Genomic DNA, 17,375 nt, shown 5'->3' on the forward strand with positions numbered 1-17,375 from the left:
TGGAACTGATGTGTTATCAGTGCTGGTACCAGCATCAGACCAATTAGCAGCACCAAGTTCTCTGTATTGTATTTCATAGTAATCAATTGCAGCACCATTATTGGCAGGAATTGTCCATGTAAGAAGAACTTGGGTGTTGCCGCCCTGGGCTTCAGTTATGGTAGGTTGACCAGGAACACCTGCAGGAGTTGCAGTAGCAGTATTAGATACAGGTCCTGTGCCTTCTCCATTTACAGCAGATACTCTAAAGTCATATGATTGTCCGTTTGTTAATCCAGTTACTGGAATATCAGTTGTATCAATACTTGTTCCGTCGCTAAATACTTGCCATCCAGAACCATCATTGTATTCTATAATGTAATCAATAATTGGAGAACCGCCATTATCAGATGGAGGGGCCCAAGAAAGTAAGACTTGAGTATCACCAGGTTCTGCAGATAGGTTTGTGGGTGCACCAGGTGTTGATATTTCAGCAGAATATGTAATGTATAATCTTGGAGAGTCTGAAGGAGATTGATCATAAGAATATGCATCTCTGTCACTTGATGCGTTTGTTGCTTCAAAAATCAATACAATAGAATTACCAGATTCCCAACCAACAGTACCAGTTAGAGATACATCATCAACAAGTGTTCCATAACTGTCAGAGGTTCCAGTATCAATAAATGATAAAACATCACTGCCAGTACCAGTTACTTGTACAGTTGTAGTCTCCCATGAACTACCAAGTGTAAGTCCAGGAGAAACATCAACACCATTCCAAGTTACTTGAAGGCCGTTAGTGGAAGCATCAGTTCCAGGTCTTGCCATAGATGCAAATGAAAGAGTGTATGTCTGACCAGAAACAGTAGATATAGTTTGAGAGATTGTAGTAGATTCATTACCATCAAGTTCTGCACTTTGTTGTCCTTCATCAGCGGCAGTTACAACACCATTATGAATTTCCAAACCGTCACTACTAACAGTCCAACCAAGACCAGATGTACCGTCAGGGAATATTTGCCAACCACCAGGAGTTACAGTTGGAGTTTCAAATCCACCATTAGTTACAAGGTTCTGACCAGTGCCAGATAGATTGATTATTTCTTGAATGATAGATGCAATGTTTGGAGTTCTTGTGTCATCACTTACTTCATCCTCATCCCATGTTCCAATGTTACTCCATGAAACGGATGCAGAAGTAGTTGTCCTAGAAGTAATATCATTATCAGAATTTGTAAATGTTGGAGCATCAGCAATTGCTTGTCCATGTATTGTTACAGATGTAGTACCAGACTCATCGTCTTCAGATGTAAACTCTACATAGGCATTAGTAATTGTGGTTCCTGCTGGAATGTTAATTCCATTAAATCTTAAACCAACATAATCAGAGTCATCAAGATCCAAATCACCGCTAGTAAGTTCCATCACTTGATTGCCATCTTCATTTTGATCATCTTGTTCTGCATCATCAGATGATTGTGAGATTTGTACAGAAAGGGTTGCAGCACCAGTTGGTGTTGCAGTAGCAATGTTAGATGCAGGTCCTGTACCATCATCATTTACGGCAAATACTCTAAATGAATATTCCTGGTCGTTTGTTAGTCCAGTAACGGTAGTTGTAGTGTCAGTACTTGTACCATCAGCAAATATACTCCAAGTAGGATCTGCTGTTAGTTTGTATTCTACGATATAGTCTGTAACATCAGTAGTAGCTTGTGCAGCAGGTGCAAAAGATGCAACGAATTGTGCATGTCTGTTAGCAGAGCCACTAGCAGTATGAGATTGAACATCAGATCCGGCAGTATCCTTTACTTCAGTGGTGATTGCAGCAACTGCACTTGATGGATTAAAGTCGGCTCTTTCTGTCTGATCATCACCATGGGAGGTATATGAGCCACCTTGACCATTTCCAACTAGAGATACAATTAGAGAACCATCTGTTTGTGTTGTAATGCTTTGACTAATGGAACTAGTTTCAGTAGCAGAATTAGATGCTGTGACTTCTTCTGCTTGTTGTGCAACACCAGAAAATGACATTGCAATAATAGCTGCGCCGCCAACAGATGAGTCAAAGTTTACAGTTATAGTGTTAGAGCCTGTTTCAATGTGCTCATCCATAATTCTCCATAATTCTACGCGTTGACCTGTTCCAGTAATTATTTCAGAATCACCAACAAATATGCCAGCACCAGTGTCAGAATTGATGTCAATTGATGATATGTCTTCAGGGTTGCTGTCCTCATCGGTAATTCCTACAAGAATCATACGATTAGTGTCAGCAGCAACATCAAGTGAGATTGAACAAGAATCATCAGAACAAAGATTGCCTTCATTATCTACTACAGAATCAAATGTAATTTCACCAGATGAACTACCAGGTGCAGTCCAAGATAGTGAGACTTGTTGATTGCCAGGAGTTGCAGAAAGGTTTGTTGGTGCACCAGGTAAGTTTAGCTCAGAGCTTGGTGTTGCAGTAGCAGTATTAGATACAGGTCCTGTGCCTTCATCATTTACAGCAGATACTCTGAATGTGTATTCCTGTTCGTTGGTTAATCCAGTAACTGTAGCTGTGGTGAAAGTACTTGTGCCATCAGAATATATCTCAAAGCCATTGCCATCATCTACTTCTACTATATAATCAGTAATTGGAGAGCCACCATTAGAAGGAGCAGTCCAAGATAGTGAGACTTCAGTGTCACCAGGAGTTGCAGAAAGGTTTGTTGGTGCACCAGGTGCAGTAGCTTCAAGTGTCCAAGTGACTACAAGGAGTGGTGCGGTATCATCGTCACCATTGTGTGATTCAGCAGTTCTTTGACCCTCACCAGTAATTATGATTGAAAGGGAGTTATTCTCTTCCCATCCTTCTCTGTCAACAATCTCTTGTATTACAGATGCAAGGTTTGGTGTTCTTTGGTCAACTCCTGCTTCGCCTACAGAATCCCATTCAACAGGAGACCATGAAACAGATGCAGAAGTTTTTGTTCTATCTGAAATGTCATAATCATCATTGCTAAATCTTTCAGAGTCATCAATATCTTCACCAAAGATTTGAAGGTCGGTAGGCTCATCGTCGGTCTCATCTACTGTAAACTGAACATATGCATTCTGAATTATTGCACCAGAAGGAATTGCAACATCATTGAATCTAATACCAATCTCTTGCTCATCACCACCATCTTCTGTAAGCTCCAAATCAGTGCTACCACGATCTACATCACCATCATCAACTTCCTGTTCTGCATCATCATCATTGTGATTTACTCGGACTTGAACAGTACCACTAGTTGGTGTTTCTCCTTCGGGGGTTGCAGTAGTTGTTGCAGAAGGATTTCCTTCACCAATTGCATTTTTAGCAATTACTCTAAACTCATATTCTTGATCATTAGTCAAACCAGTTACTGTTGTTGTAGTTGCAGTGCTTGTACCATCAGCAAAGGTACTCCATGAATTTGCAGAGCCAGAAATTGCAAGACCAGTTGGTTTGTCAAACTCACCGTTTCCTTCACCATCATCACCAAATTGAGATTGGTAAACTCCGGCAGAGTTGAAAACTTGAATTCTGTGGTTATCAGTATCAGCTACATAGATTGTACCATCAGATGTAATTGCAACATCTCGTGGTTTGTCAAACTCACCGTTTCCTTCACCATCATCACCAAATTGAGATTGGTAAACTCCGGCAGAGTTGAAAACTTGAATTCTGTGATTGTCTTTGTCAGCTACATAGACATTGCCAGAGCTGTCAAGTGCAATTCCTTGTGGTTTGTCAAACTCACCGTTTCCATCACCTTCACTTCCAAATTGTCCCTGATAACTTCCATCAGGATTAAGAAGGGTTACTCGGTCATTGTCTTCTTCAGTAATGTATGATGCTGATGTGCCACGTGCATAATCATATGGTTTGTCAAATTCACCGTTTCCATCACCTTCACTGCCAATTGTACCTTGGTAAACTCCGGCAGAGTTGAAAAATTGATATCTGTGATTGTCTTTGTCAATTACTCCGATAAATCCATTATTAGCAACAGTAACACCTGTTGGTTTATCAAATTGACCGTTTCCTTCACCATTACTTCCAAATGTAAGAAGATGGGTTCCATCAGATGAGAATTTTTGAACTCTATGATTATCAGTGTCAGCTACAAAGACATTACCAGAACCATCAATGAAAATACCGGTTGGTTTGTCAAACTCACCATCGTCATCACCTTCACTTCCAAATTGTGATTGGTAAACTCCGGCAGAGTTGAAAACTTGAATTCGGTGGTTGTCTTTGTCAGTAACATAAATGCTCTCTGAGCTTCCAGTTGGACGATATTGTATAATGTAATCAGTGATTGCAGAACCGCCATCAGAAGGAGCAGTCCAGCTTAATCCAACTTGAGTATCACCTGCAGTTGCAGTTAGTCCAGTTGGTTGTCCTGGAACTGATGCGGCAGCTGTTGGAGTTGCATTTGCAGTGCCAGAAGGATTACCATTACCTGCAGAGTTGTGAGCTAAAACTTGGAATTCATAAATTACACCATTAGTTAATCCAGTAACATCTGCATTAGTTGTTGGACTATTACCAGCATCAGACCAAGCAGCAATGCCAGATTCTCTGTATTGTACTACATAGTAGTCAATTGCAGCACCGCCATTTTCATTTGGTGCAGTCCAAGATAGTGAAACTTCAGCATCACCTGCAGTTGCAACTAGGCTAAGGGGTTGTCCTGGAACAGAAACTGGTGGGGCAGTTTCAAATACTACCCATAACGCTTGGCCAGTAGCGTGACTTTGTTCACTGTTTTGAGCTGTGTCTTCTGTAGTTCTAATATCAACTCCAGTTCCACTAAGATTGTTTCGTCCAACAGTGGTAGGGTCACCACCGTGATGGCTGGTTATAGCAAAAAATGCAGGATTAGAGTAAGTGTTTGCAAAACCCAAACTTTTCCAGTTGGTAGGGTTGGAATTATTACCAGGATCTTGACTGATGTTTGTTGTTTGGGCAGCCTCTATTCCATCAAAGGTACCTCTCTCAATTGCAAGCCAACCCATCTCGTTGTCAGTACCATCACCAACATTAGAAGCGAGTTGTCCACCAGGATAAGATTCATCAATTTCCAGAGATGCAGTTACACTACTTCCACTTAAGCTACCAGATTGATATCTAACAGAGACCCAGTCTTGTGCACTGTCTTTGTTTGCAGTTGCAACAAAAGTTGGTGCAGAACTAAATGTGGGTGAAAAACTAATTTGAGTAAAATCACGACCGGCGTTATTGCCTCGTGAGTCATATCTAGATATATCAACAGAACCTGCTTGCATTTGCGTGCCATCAGGAAGTGTATGATTTCCTTTTTCAACAACAACATATCCAACATCACCAGCAATCGAACCACCAGTACTATCTCCTCGATACAGTTGAACTTCAAAACTTGATGTTGATACATTTCTGACAACAGCAGTCGCATATTCCATTAACGCACTCGTTTCAAAACCATCTATCGGTTGCGCAATAACTACAGGATCAGTAAATGTTCCTTGAATTGATACAGTGGTCCAACCATCTGTGGAAATGATACCAGCTTCATAGGGTAAAGGAGTTTGAGCAAATGCATCTGGAGCAGGATCAAAAATTGGAAGTGTTGCAGGATGAACGAGTAGAATAACAGCTATACTACATACTAACAGTCGGTTGAGGAGTACAGTCCTACTTTGTTTCAAGCACTTTTTTGAGTCTGTTTTCGGTATTTAAAGACAGAGCGATTTTCCTAATATTGGGACTTTTTGAATTTCACCGACTATGGTTGGAATGTTTTACTAACTAGTGAAGAATTAGGACATAGTTCCAAATTTGGGAAATTCACGCCTGTTGGGAGGATCTTAATGTCATAAGATGAGATTTTGGGATTTTTAAAAAATATCCAAAAAAATCAGATAGGAGACAAGTTTCCACGGACTTTATCACGTTTTACGAAAGCATCCTCAAGTGTTTTTGCAGTAGGCTCCACAAGCCAAGTATCCCTCTCACTTTCTATTAGTAATGCAACATGGTTGATTTTTTTAGGGGATGAGGGGTTATCAGAGTCAAAGTAGATAAATCTAAGATCCCAAGTTTTACCAATATCAGAAGACTTTATCATATCTGCCATCAAAATGGCCAAGTCCTCATTGTCACCCTCACCCTTAGAGAATGTATCAAGGGGGTGTTTAGGGTCAGATTGCATTTCATATGATGTTAGCTCGAATTGTGATACAATCCACCACACTTCAAAGATAAATTCACCAGGTGTAGTCACAGTACTGTATAATTCATTCATGGGTTGAGGCATTTGTCCTGTAACAAATTTTGATAAATCACGAACCTCAACAGTTTCTGAGGTTCCTCCAGCACCCACATTTACAAGAGTTATTGACAAGGTATCCTGAGGTGCCGGAAGTCGTACAACCTCATCTATGAAATCATCTGAAAGTTTTGAGAAAGTGTATTTGTTGTTTCTAGAATCTACAAAGTCCCAACTAATTGTTCCTTCATCCATTGCAACCGCAGGTACTTTGGATGTTTCAACAAGGATTTCTCGTTCAAATCCAGTCAATGTTTCAAATATGGAGCCACTTTCTGTTTGGTTTTGCACCTGTTCTAGTTCCCGTATTTTTGCCTCTAGTTGAGCAATACTGTCTTCTTGCTCAGGAGTAGGTTGAACTATTACATCAGGTTGTGCTTTGAATTCTTCAATTTGGGCTTCTAGTTTTGTAATTTCTTGTTCTAATTGTTCTGTTTTTTCGTTAGACGAAGACCTGATATCTTCAATGACAGACATTTGGTCTTGAAGTACATTGATCTTTTCTGCAAGATCAGCTCTTTGTTGTTCTGCTTCTAGAATCTGCTCTGCTGTCTGTTGCACCCGAGTTTTCAATTCTTCATTTTCTTCTAAAACAGCAGTGCTCTTTTCTAAAACAATCTCAGATACGCCACCGCCAATCGGGATTACAGAGTATGTCGGAAGGAATTTTTTTTCAACTGCCTCATCACTAAGGTAAGTTGATAATAATACACCTGCTACAATAGGCACAATTGCTAAAAGTAAGATTTTACTGCTCACTTAGATCAGTCGACCACTAACGCTAATAACAATAACTACTATTTTTTAGACAAAATATCATTTAGTTTATCATTCAAGGATTCTAGGGATTTTATCACATCAGTAGAAAGAGGTTTTTCAGCTTGACGATTTATCAAAAATAGAATTTGATCTTCAATCTCCTTTAGTTCTTCTTGAATTTCAGTAGAAGTCTTACTCATGTATTCTTTTAGTTTAGCTTGAGTCTGTATCAGTCTACGAATTTGTGCTTTTTCTCGTTTTATCTGATCGATTATTTGCACTTCATCTTCAGCTAGTTTGATTATCAGGTCTTCATGGTCTTGGTGACTCTTTTCTAGATCTACTTTTTCTTGTTCGAGGGTTTCCATCCTCATGTTATTTTCAAACTCTTTTTCTCTTAGGGAACGGATCTTCTCTTCAAGAGACTCTTTCTTCTTTAATGCTCTTTGTTCTGCAAGTACGCTGATTTGCTCAAACTTTTCAAGTTCATCTTGTAATTTTTGGATCTGTTTTTCAAGTGCAGGAGATATGACTTTGGACTTCTTTTCTGCATCATCACGTTTCTTCATTAATTCAACTAGTTTGACCTGTTGGAGTCTTAGGTCGTCAGCAACAGTGTCTCCTGCTTCAGCTTCTTTGATTTGGGCTTGTAGTAATTTTTCATTCAAAGATACAGGATCAACAGGTCTTGAAGTAGACTTCTTGTTAAATAATTTAGAAAGCCAAGAAGATTTCTTCTCAACATATTCTTCTTGACCAGGTTGTACAAGAGAGGGTTGTCTAGAAGATAATTTCTTTTCCAATTCTTTTCGTTCTGCAGTAAGTTTTTTCAAATCAGCATGCTGAGAGTCCACCTGCTCTTGGAGAACAGTCTTTTCTGATTGGATTTGTTCTAGCTTGGATTGGTGTTGTTTAGTGATAGTATCAATTTCTGCTTGTTTTGATTCTAGTTGCTCTTTTTGTAATGTGAGTTGAGACTCTATCTCAGGGTAGGAAGTAGGTTTGGATTTGATTTCTTCAAGTTCTGCTTGTTTTGATTCTAGTTGTTTTTGAAGGGTAGTCTTCTCTGATTGGACTTGTTCTAGCTTGGATTGGTGTTGTCGAGTTATAGTGTCAATTTCTGCTTGTTTTTTCTTTAGTTCTTGTCTTTCTAATGTGAGTTGAGATTCTAGCTTGGATGAAGGGGATTTTGATTTGATTTCTTCAAGTTTAGATTGTTGGAATTTTACCTTATTTTGGAGGGCAGTCTTTTCGGATTGGACTTGTTCTAGCTTGGATTGGTGTTGTCGAGTTATAGTGTCAATTTCTGCTTGTTTTTTCTTTAGTTCTTGTCTTTCTAATGTGAGTTGAGATTCTAATTCAGCAGAAGGGGATTTTGATTTGATTTCTTCAAGTTCTGCTTTTTGAGTTTCTAGTAGTTTCTGAAGGGTATTTCTTTCAGATTGGACTTGTTCTAGCTTGGATTGGTGTTGTTTAGTGATAGTATCAATTTCTGCTTGTTTTTTCTTTAGTTCTTGTCTTTCTAATGTGAGTTGAGATTCTATCTCAGGGTAGGAAGTAGGTTTGGATTTGATTTCTTCTAGTTTAGATTGTTGGAACTCTATCTTATTTTGGAGGGCAGTCTTTTCGGATTGGACTTGCTCTAGCTTGGATTGGTGTTGTTTAGTGATAGTATCAATTTCTGCTTGTTTTGATTCTAGTTGCTCTTTTTGTAATGTGAGTTGAGACTCTAATTCAGCAGAAGGGGATTTTGATTTGATTTCTTCAAGTTCTGCTTTTTGAGTTTCTAGTAGTTTCTGAAGGGTATTTCTTTCAGATTGGACTTGTTCTAGCTTGGATTGGTGTTGTCGAGTTATAGTGTCAATTTCTGCTTGTTTTGACTCTAGTTGCTCTTTTTGTAATGTGAGTTGAGACTCTATCTCAGGAGACAATGTAGGTTTGGATTTGATTTCTTCAAGTTCTGCTTGTTTTGATTCTAGTTGTTTTTGAAGGGTAGTCTTTTCTGATTGGACTTGTTCTAGCTTGGATTGGTGTTGTCGAGTTATAGAATAAATCTCAGCTTGTTTTTCTTGCAGTTGTTCTTTTTGTAAAGTGAGTTTTGATTCTAATTCAGGAGAGATTGATTTTGATTTGGTTGCCTCAAGTTCTGCTTGTAGTGTTTGTATCTTTTCATGAAGTGCAGTCTTTTCTGATTGAGACTTTGACATTACATCTTGATATTGTTCCATAATACCATCTAGCTGAGCATGTTTTTCCTTATAATCATCAATTTGAGCTTGTAATTGAGATTCTATTTTAGCAGAGGAAGATTTTGATTTGGTTGCCTCAAGTTCTGCTTGTTGGGATTGGATCTTATTTTGAAGCGCAGTCTTTTCTGATTGGATTTGCTCTAGTTTGGATCGGTGTTGTTTAGTGATAGTGTCAATTTCTGCTTGTTTTTCTTGAAGATTATTTTCTAGATCCGTTATTTGTTGTGCATTGTTTGTTGCATTAGATTTTGCTAGATTTTCCAAATTGACTTGTTGTATGTAGAGTTGTTCTTCAAGAGCTGCCTTTTCACTTGCAAGTTTCTTTTCAAAGGTAGAACGCTCTTCAGAGATAGCCTTGAGTTCAACTTGGAGGGTCTGGATTTTCTCTTCTAACATAACCTTATCTGCGGTAGCTTTTCGTTTTACAGACTCATAATCATGGGCCATTTTTTCAAGTTCAGCCTCCTGGGCGTGAATCTGCTCAGTTAGACTGATTTTCTCTAAGTCATTTGTTTCTTGTTCAGATTTTTTTGCAAGCAGTTCTCTGTCTTTTGCTAGTTTTTCAAGTTGTGTTTGTTGAGTTGCAATTTTTTCTTCTAGCTTCATCTTTTCAAGTTTAGCTTTTTCAAGACTCATTTTGTGTTCAGTTTCTTCTCGGTCTTGAGCAAGTCTTTCAAGCTCAGCTTGTTGAACGTGTATCTGTTCTTCAAGTTTAGCTTTTTCAAGAGATGCTTTTCTTGTTGCGACACTATAGTCACGTGATAATTGACTTAGTTCTTCTTGTTGATGTTTTATTTTTTCTTCGAGTTCTGCTTGTTCTACAACTCGTTTAGATTCAAACTCGGCTTCTTTTTTAGCCAAGTCTCTTTCATTGCGAAGTCTTTCAAGTTCGCTTTGCTGAGAATATATCTTCTCTTCTAGATGTCTTTTGCTTTCCTGAAGTTCGGTTTGTGAATTTTCATAGGTCTCTTTTAATGCATTAAGTTCGGATTGTTTTTGTTTATGTTCTTCATCAATTGTAACAGCGGAGGTTTTGGTTTCAGATAATTTTTCTTGTGCTACCTCAGCATAATATGATTGAGTTACACTATCAAGATAATTTTTGTCAGATGCATGTAGTGTTTTTCCTTGTTTTAATGAATGTAAAATATAGCGAAGTCTGTTTGAGTCACCAAATCCTTCGGCAACCAGTTTTGATATAAAAACAATTGATTGTTCTGGAGAAGATACCTCATCAGAGGCATTGTATTCTTGTTCAATTCTCTCTTCAAGATATTGCTTATCAGACTTTGCAAGGGATTTGTTATTTTTTAGGGAATTTAGTATATGGCGAAGCCTACCAATGTCACCCTTATTCTGGGCGATAAGATCCTCTAGGAACGTTACAGTGTCCTCTGTAGACAGATTCACCAATGAAATTTACCTAATTTGCGATCCGATATCTGCTTAATAAATTGCCGATCAACTGATCTTGACAAACCTAGACCTCAACTGTAGGCATGGATATAGAGACCAGGGTTTTATCATCAGAATCATCTATGATAGTCGTGCCTGCATGATCCTTTAGGATTACTTTAGCCATGTAAAGTAGAATATGGTCTGCTTGAGCGATTCCAGCCTCATTCTCATCTAAGGGAGAAAATATGTCAGAGTCTATCTTTGTGTCTGAGGCAAATTGGATAGTTATGTTGTTCTCATCAACAGTTGTTTTAATCTGAATAACACCCTCATCAAGATATGTCATAAAAATATCAGATATGTATCGTAATGCTCTTCCCAATTGATGGGCATCTGCAAATACATGTGCTTCATCAGACGGTTTAATGTCCATCACTACTTTCTTTGGTGGTTCAATGTCTTTTACAGAAGAAGTGATGATTTCGTTTATTTTAACATCATTCATGTCATAGGATAATTTTCCTTGCTCCAAATTGGAGATGTCTGTAACAGTAGCAGTTACCAGTTTTAGTTGTGAAAGCGTAGTATCAATTGAACGAAGAACTTCATCTTTTGTTAATTTATCATTTTTTAAAAGGTCCACATTTTTAGTGATATCGACAATTGATTGATTTGTTTTTTTGGAGATGAACCCCATTATACTTTTTGTCCATGAATCATTTTTTTCAATTTTAGCTAATGCTCGTTCTAGTTCATCAGTTCTTAGTTTTACCAGATCAGTCAGATTGGAATTTGTAAAATTAATACTGTCTCTCATGTATTCAAACTTGTTAGCAAGATCACCTATTTCATCATCTGTTTTAATATCAAAGTAAACATCAAAGTTTCCATCTGCAATTTGAGAAGATGCATCACGTAATTCTATCAGAGGTTTAGAAATAGATGTTTTAATGTATAATCCGACAATTATTGCAGACATAATCGTAGTAACAAGTACAATCAAAATTATGTTAGTTAATACAATTACAGGGGATAAGACTTCATCAATGTTTTTTTCTACAACTAAATTCCATCCCAGTGGCAAAGATGTTTGGTCAGGCTTTGCATAGACTTTGAGTATATCACTTCCTTCAGCGCTATCTGTAATGTAATAATCTGATTTTTCAGACATTAAAAGAAATTCAACAAGTGAGATATTCTCACCAAATTCAAGCCCCACAGTAGAGTAAATCACTTGACCTTTATCGTCAAGAAGAGAAATTTCTGTGTCTAGAAATTTGTTTGTTTGTTGTAGATCATGAATTCCACCTATCAAATCTTGAAGTTGTATAGTTGTCTTTAAGATGCCTAAAAATTCCCCATCTTCATTATCGATTCGAATTGCAATGTCTTGTGAATAAATTCCCAAATCATCATATGATATATCATCTACAAAATATCCCGTAGATACTGTAGTGCTCCACCATTCAGAATCACTTACGTAATATTGAGGAACAGTACCGTCATATGCAACTAAGATACCAACTTGATTATAGATTCCAATTTGATCATATATTGGATAAGAGAATTTAGTTTCAATTAGATTTGATGAGAATGATAATTTTTCAGATAGGGTATTGTCTAAGATTTCATCTGCTATAGGCAAAGTCTGATCTTGGTTAAGTGCATCATTCCATGCAATGTTTGTTTCATTTATCTGAGCATCAGTCAAGTCTATAGATTGCGAATTTGATTCTTCCAAAATTTCATAGACCAGACGTCTGTCAGAAATTTCGATCAGGCCAAAAGTTTTCTCATCTATACCTTGAACCATTTCAGAGACAACATCAGAGAGAGATTGAGAATAATCCTGACCAATATTGTCAATAAGATTATCTTGTGTTGTGGTAACTATAAGATATCCCATAATCACAATTGATGCGATTATAACTGTAAAACTAAGTAGGATTTTCTTTCCTATCTGCACCCTTCTACAACTTTACTGATTTATATAAATTCTAAAGTAAAATATCCCAATTCATCAAATATCTATTTTTTAGATTAGACTACAATAACATCATAAACGAAGCAGAAGACTTAAACTGATTATTTTCATATTCGAAAATACGGTTTTGTCAGATAGTGAAGAAATCATCAAAGTAATTGAGGCATTATTTCAAGCAGGAATCACAAAGGACACATCTGTTTTAAAAGACATTCATCTAAATGACCCAAAATTTTCTAGTTTTAGCGATTTGCCACCATATGATCTAAAAGATTATCAAAATACTATAGAGTTAGAAGAACTCAAGTTTGTTAGTATTTCAGATTATAGTTATGAAATAAAGAATCCAAAAATCAGTATTTTTGGAGATTCGGCAGTTGTTGCAATGGAACTAAACCAGAAAGGAATGCTGGTAGATACAAAAGCATACACAGGAGAACACATGGAAATCCAAGGAAGGGCAACTTTTGTTTTAGTAAAGCAACCAACATGGAAAATTGCTCACATTCATCTATCAAAGATTAATGGATGAATTAGTTCTTTTTTGGTTGAGGTTTATTTTGTGGTTTGTTTGATTTGTTCTGATTAGGTTTCTTGCCTTTTGGTTTGTTCTGATTAGGTTTCTTGCCTTTTGGTTTGTTCTGATTAGGTTTCTTGCCTTTTGGTTTGTTCTGATTAGGTTTCTTGCCTTTTGGTTTTTGTTTTTTATTTGGTTCTTCGGTTGCTAGTTTTTTGTATAATTTGAAAGCTTGATCAACATTTGCATTTTGGTGAATGATTGCTCTGGTTGCTCTAATCATAGCAACAGGATGTTCAGATTGCCAGATGTTTCTTCCCATATCAACACCAACTGCACCTGCTTTTACAGCATTGTAAGTTAGTTGTAATGCATCACGTTCTGGAATTTTCTTTCCTCCTGCAACAATGATTGGGACAGGACAGGATTCAACAACTTTTTCAAAGTTTTCACAATAGTATGTTTTAACAATATGTGCACCTTGCTCAGCTGCCATTCTACAAGCCAAAGAAAGATATCTTGCATCTTTTCCCAGTTCTTTTCCTACAGCAGTTACAGCCAAAACGGGAATTCCATATCGTTCTGCTTCGCTGACTAGTTTTCCTAGATTTACAACTGTTTGATACTCATATTTTGAGCCTACAAAGACAGACATTGCAAGAGCACTAGCATTTAGTCTAATTGCATCTTCAATAGATACTGTAATGTCTTCTTGAGATAAATCATCACCAATAATACTAGAACCTCCAGAGACACGAAGTACCATCGGAGTGTCAGTCTCAGCAGGGACAGATGTTCTCTGAACACCTCTAGTTAACATCAAAGAATCACAATGTTTCAGCAAAGGTGCAATTACCTTTTTTGGATTTTCTAATTTTTCAGTTGGCCCAAGAAAATATCCATGATCAACTGCTAACATAAGTGCGCGATTATTATGTGGTTTAATTATACTAGATAATCTGTTTTTTAATCCCCAATCCATATTTCATCGATTTTGAAATGCCTTTCTTAAGCCTTTCTTATTTTGTAATGATTATTTTCATGGCATTTTCACCACTACGTGCATGATCAAATGCTTTCTGAGTATCATTAATTGGATAAGTGTGTGTGATTAATTGTTTGACATCAATTTGTGAGGATTCAATTAGATTCAATGCTTCTTTGGTGTCATTATCAGATGCAGCATAACTTGTAACAAGAGTAATTTCTTTTGAATAGATTTTGCTCATATCCAAATCCATTTTTGCGCCTTTTGAAGGAACACCAAACATCATTACAGCGCCTCCTTTTCGAACCATATCAATTGCATCATCAAGAGCTTTAAGACTGCTAGTTGCAACAATAGCAACATCCACTCCCATGTTATCAGTATGGTCTAAGATTTTTTGTTTCCGAGTTTCATCAGCAGAGTTGATAGATTCGGTGATATTGAATTTTTTTGCAAAGTCCAATCTAAAATCATTAACATCAAAACAGAAAATTTTTGAGAATTTTTTTGCTTGTGCAAGCATCACATGCATCATTCCAGTAGGACCAACACCAAAGATTGCTGCGCTATCTCCCTCCTGATAATCGTATTTTGTCCAAGCTCTAACACAACATGCAAGAGGTTCAATCATTGCAGCTTCTTCAAAACTAAGAGAGTCAGATATTTTCAATACTCCTCCATGAGATACATTCCATGCAGGAACCACATATTGTTCAGATAAACCACAAGGAGACAGATTAGTTTCATAGTACTTTTTGCACATTGTTTCGTTTCCGTGACTACAGAAATGACAATCATAACAAGGGACATGATGATGAGTAAACACTCTATCGCCTTTTTTGAATTCAGTTACATCAGAACCAACAGCTGAAACTACACCAGCAGGTTCATGACCCAAACGCATTGAAGGTTGCCCATATTGTCCAAATACTTTTTCTAAATCAGAGCCACAAATTCCACATGCATGCATCTGAACCAAAATATCACCAGATTCTAAAGAGGGGTTTTCTGTTTCACTTACAGAAATTACAGATGGTTCTTTAACAGATGCAGTTTTCATAATTGGTCATTAGAAAATTGAGTATAAGTAGATTAAATTAAACACCGAGAATCTTCTTCAACATTACTCTGTAGTCAACTTCAGTTTTTTCACTACCTGTTGCAGGTAATGCAAATACCAAAGTAGATTTTTCAGCCCTTAATGCAGTCAACTCATCATTGATGGATTCAGTGATATCATCACTAACTAGAACCAATCCCACATCAGAATCATCAGTTAGTTTCGTGATATCCTCTAAAGCTTTTTGAGGTGACTCAGCGATGATACCTGGAACGCCGGCTAACTGAAAGCTGGTTACGAATGATTTGCTTCCCACAGTGAATATTTTCACAAATTCAAATTTTGTCCATTCTAATTTAACCCTTTTTGGAAAGAGCAGATCAGGAAAGGTTGATTTAGTTTAAAAAATTAGTAATTTTATGACAGAAATTGATACACAAAAGGATTTTTTTCTTTTCTTGCATGGAAAAATGGATCTCAAACAAAAGGCAACTGATGTTTTAATTGAGAAAGGATGTTCTGAGGCAAAGATTACCATGGGAGTACCAACAAAAGTGGGCAACGTAGGAGATTACATGGTTCAATTATGGCCACCAGGACCAGCACCAAATCAAATCAAAATTCAACAAATAACCAAAGTTGAAGAGGTGGAGCCAGAAGGAATGATAGGTCTTTGGAAAGGGGTTTCAAAAGAAGATGTTGAATCTATTCCATTAGAATAAACTCAACTAAACCCAGCACCAAAATCAGAACCTTTGTCTAAAAGGTCACCAGAATCTGAACTTTTTAATTTTCTAAACAACAATGTTTCATAAACAAGCTTCATTGCATCTTCGTCATTTAGGTTACAATCTTCTTTAATTTGATTTTTGTATTTTTCTAATTTCCCAGGTTCTTGTTCATCAAGAGAAACACCATCATGAACCATCAGATTTGCAATTTTTTCAATTTCAGAATTTTGTTGTTCTTCATCCATGTTTGTCAGTAATTTTTCTAGTTATTAATACATTCGAATAAAAAATCATTACAAATCTAAAAGTAATCCTAAAAGAAAATCAGAAAACTCCTCATCAGAAAAAATAATTTTTTCAACTTTGTTTTCATTTTGAGCAAGTTTTACCGAATCTAAATGATAACAAGTTTCCTTTCCATTTAATTTACCAAAATAAAATCCAGGACAAGAACAATACAGACTAGATGGATCAACCCAATGTTCTTCACCCTTGCCAACAACAGTCCAAATTTTCCTTTGACTAGGCTCAAAAACATGTAATTTTACTCGTTTTTCTGAAACTAGAGATTCAATTCTATCAGGATCTTTGTTCACAAGAATTTAATCAGATATCTGCAGTATAACTTTGATGTTGCAAACCAGAATAATACCATCAAAGCCAGCATTGATTTTGGATGGAGAACGAAAACATCTTGTTGTAACAGATCTTCATATAGGATTTGAAAGCAGTATGGCATCAAATGAGATTTTCATTGGAAAAAATTCCACAATAAATGAAACGATTCAAGAATTATCTCAAATGATTGATTCAGAAAATCCGGATTCAGTAATTTTACTTGGAGATGTAAAATCAAGTGTCAAAAGTATTTCAAAAAGCGAATGGGACGAAATCCCAATGTTTTTTGAAAAAATTAGTCAAAAATGTGAAGTGGTTTTGGTTCCAGGGAATCATGATGCAAACATTTCAAGGCTAGTTCCTCAAAATATCACAATGATTAGTTCAACTGGAATTGTTGAAGAAAATGTATTGTTAACACATGGGCACACTATGCCATCAGAGAATTTTTCACATGTAGATAAAATAATTATGGGACATGTTCATCCAGTGTTTTTTCAAGAAGATTCTGTGATAAATGGGCAACGTGTTTGGGTTTCAATGAAGATAGAAAAAGAGAAAATTTTTCCAACCAAATCAGGGGAATTGGAAATTACTATAATTCCTTCATTTAACAAGTACTTTTACGCAACACATAGAAAAAAATACAAAAAATCAATTTCCCCAATAATAGATAGAATAAAGTCAGTTGCAAAGGCCAGAATTGTTACATTGGATGGGACAATTATTGGAAACGAATCAATTATTGATCAAGTTTTGTAAA

General features: G+C 36.7%; 12 protein-coding genes (1 of these 12 running past the window's edge). 3 read left to right on the forward strand and 9 right to left on the reverse strand.

Features of this window, described 5'->3' with window-relative positions; translation table 11 throughout:
- The 4 genes from ACQY2P_RS04160 to ACQY2P_RS04175 all read right to left on the reverse strand — a co-directional run.
- Positions 1–5,688: the beginning of a fibronectin type III domain-containing protein gene (locus tag ACQY2P_RS04160; RefSeq protein WP_428327133.1), read on the reverse strand. The gene continues 24,471 nt to the left of window position 1, outside the view; only the first 5,688 of its 30,159 coding nucleotides appear in the window; it begins with the start codon at positions 5,686–5,688; its stop codon lies off the left edge, out of view.
- A gap of 209 nt (positions 5,689–5,897) precedes the next feature.
- On the reverse strand, positions 5,898–7,067 hold the full coding sequence (locus ACQY2P_RS04165; RefSeq protein WP_428327134.1) for a hypothetical protein: 1,170 nt from the start codon (positions 7,065–7,067) through the stop codon (positions 5,898–5,900).
- A gap of 38 nt (positions 7,068–7,105) precedes the next feature.
- Positions 7,106–10,726, reverse strand: a complete 3,621-nt coding sequence (locus ACQY2P_RS04170) for a hypothetical protein (RefSeq protein ID WP_428327135.1) — start codon at positions 10,724–10,726, stop codon at positions 7,106–7,108.
- A gap of 70 nt (positions 10,727–10,796) precedes the next feature.
- Positions 10,797–12,680 carry a HAMP domain-containing protein gene (locus tag ACQY2P_RS04175; RefSeq protein WP_428327136.1) on the reverse strand — a complete coding sequence of 628 codons (1,884 nt, stop codon included), beginning with the start codon at positions 12,678–12,680 and terminating at the stop codon, positions 10,797–10,799.
- Between the two features lie 145 nt (positions 12,681–12,825).
- Here ACQY2P_RS04175 and ACQY2P_RS04180 point away from each other — a divergent pair, with 145 nt between their 5' ends.
- Positions 12,826–13,230: a YybH family protein gene (locus ACQY2P_RS04180; RefSeq protein ID WP_428327137.1), complete on the forward strand. Its 405-nt coding sequence runs from the start codon at positions 12,826–12,828 to the stop codon at positions 13,228–13,230.
- Position 13,231: 1 nt separating this feature from the next.
- Here the strand turns inward: ACQY2P_RS04180 and lsrF are convergent, their stop codons facing one another.
- The 3 genes from lsrF to ACQY2P_RS04195 are packed head-to-tail and all read right to left on the reverse strand — an operon-like array spanning position 13,232 to position 15,594.
- The gene (gene lsrF, locus ACQY2P_RS04185; RefSeq protein WP_428327138.1) at positions 13,232–14,197 is read right to left on the reverse strand and encodes a 3-hydroxy-5-phosphonooxypentane-2,4-dione thiolase; all 966 of its coding nucleotides are present in this window, start codon (positions 14,195–14,197) and stop codon (positions 13,232–13,234) included.
- Between the two features lie 37 nt (positions 14,198–14,234).
- Positions 14,235–15,263, reverse strand: a complete 1,029-nt coding sequence (locus ACQY2P_RS04190) for a zinc-dependent dehydrogenase (protein ID WP_428327139.1) — start codon at positions 15,261–15,263, stop codon at positions 14,235–14,237.
- Between the two features lie 37 nt (positions 15,264–15,300).
- Entirely contained in the window at positions 15,301–15,594 is a 294-nt protein-coding gene (locus tag ACQY2P_RS04195) for a V-type ATP synthase subunit F (protein WP_428327140.1), read from the reverse strand.
- A gap of 88 nt (positions 15,595–15,682) precedes the next feature.
- On the opposite strand from ACQY2P_RS04195, the gene ACQY2P_RS04200 reads away from it, so the two are divergent.
- Entirely contained in the window at positions 15,683–15,985 is a 303-nt protein-coding gene (locus ACQY2P_RS04200; RefSeq protein WP_428327141.1) for a hypothetical protein, read from the forward strand.
- 2 nt (positions 15,986–15,987) lie between these two features.
- Here ACQY2P_RS04200 and ACQY2P_RS04205 read toward each other — a convergent pair whose 3' ends face one another.
- A complete protein-coding gene (locus tag ACQY2P_RS04205) occupies positions 15,988–16,239 on the reverse strand; it encodes a hypothetical protein (protein ID WP_428327142.1) in 252 nt (83 codons plus the stop codon).
- 48 nt (positions 16,240–16,287) lie between these two features.
- Positions 16,288–16,590, reverse strand: coding sequence for a hypothetical protein (locus tag ACQY2P_RS04210; RefSeq protein WP_428327143.1), 303 nt, complete (start codon positions 16,588–16,590; stop codon positions 16,288–16,290).
- Between the two features lie 34 nt (positions 16,591–16,624).
- Between ACQY2P_RS04210 and ACQY2P_RS04215 the strand changes: the two genes are divergently transcribed.
- The gene (locus tag ACQY2P_RS04215) at positions 16,625–17,374 is read left to right on the forward strand and encodes a metallophosphoesterase (RefSeq protein WP_428327144.1); all 750 of its coding nucleotides are present in this window, start codon (positions 16,625–16,627) and stop codon (positions 17,372–17,374) included.
- The last annotated feature ends 1 nt before the right edge of the window (position 17,375 follow it).

This window comes from Candidatus Nitrosopumilus sp. (genome assembly GCF_965262695.1).
GTDB lineage: Archaea > Thermoproteota > Nitrososphaeria > Nitrososphaerales > Nitrosopumilaceae > Nitrosopumilus.

Bases quoted from the DNA above. Each gene is read 5' to 3' on its own strand.
- ACQY2P_RS04200 (WP_428327141.1), top strand. From the start codon at position 15,683: ATGACAGAAATTGATACACAAAAGGATTTTTTTCTTTTCTTGCATGGA.
- ACQY2P_RS04205 (WP_428327142.1), bottom strand. From the start codon at position 16,239: ATGGATGAAGAACAACAAAATTCTGAAATTGAAAAAATTGCAAATCTG.
- lsrF (WP_428327138.1), bottom strand. From the start codon at position 14,197: ATGGATTGGGGATTAAAAAACAGATTATCTAGTATAATTAAACCACAT.
- ACQY2P_RS04215 (WP_428327144.1), top strand. From the start codon at position 16,625: ATGTTGCAAACCAGAATAATACCATCAAAGCCAGCATTGATTTTGGAT.
- ACQY2P_RS04190 (WP_428327139.1), bottom strand. From the start codon at position 15,263: ATGAAAACTGCATCTGTTAAAGAACCATCTGTAATTTCTGTAAGTGAA.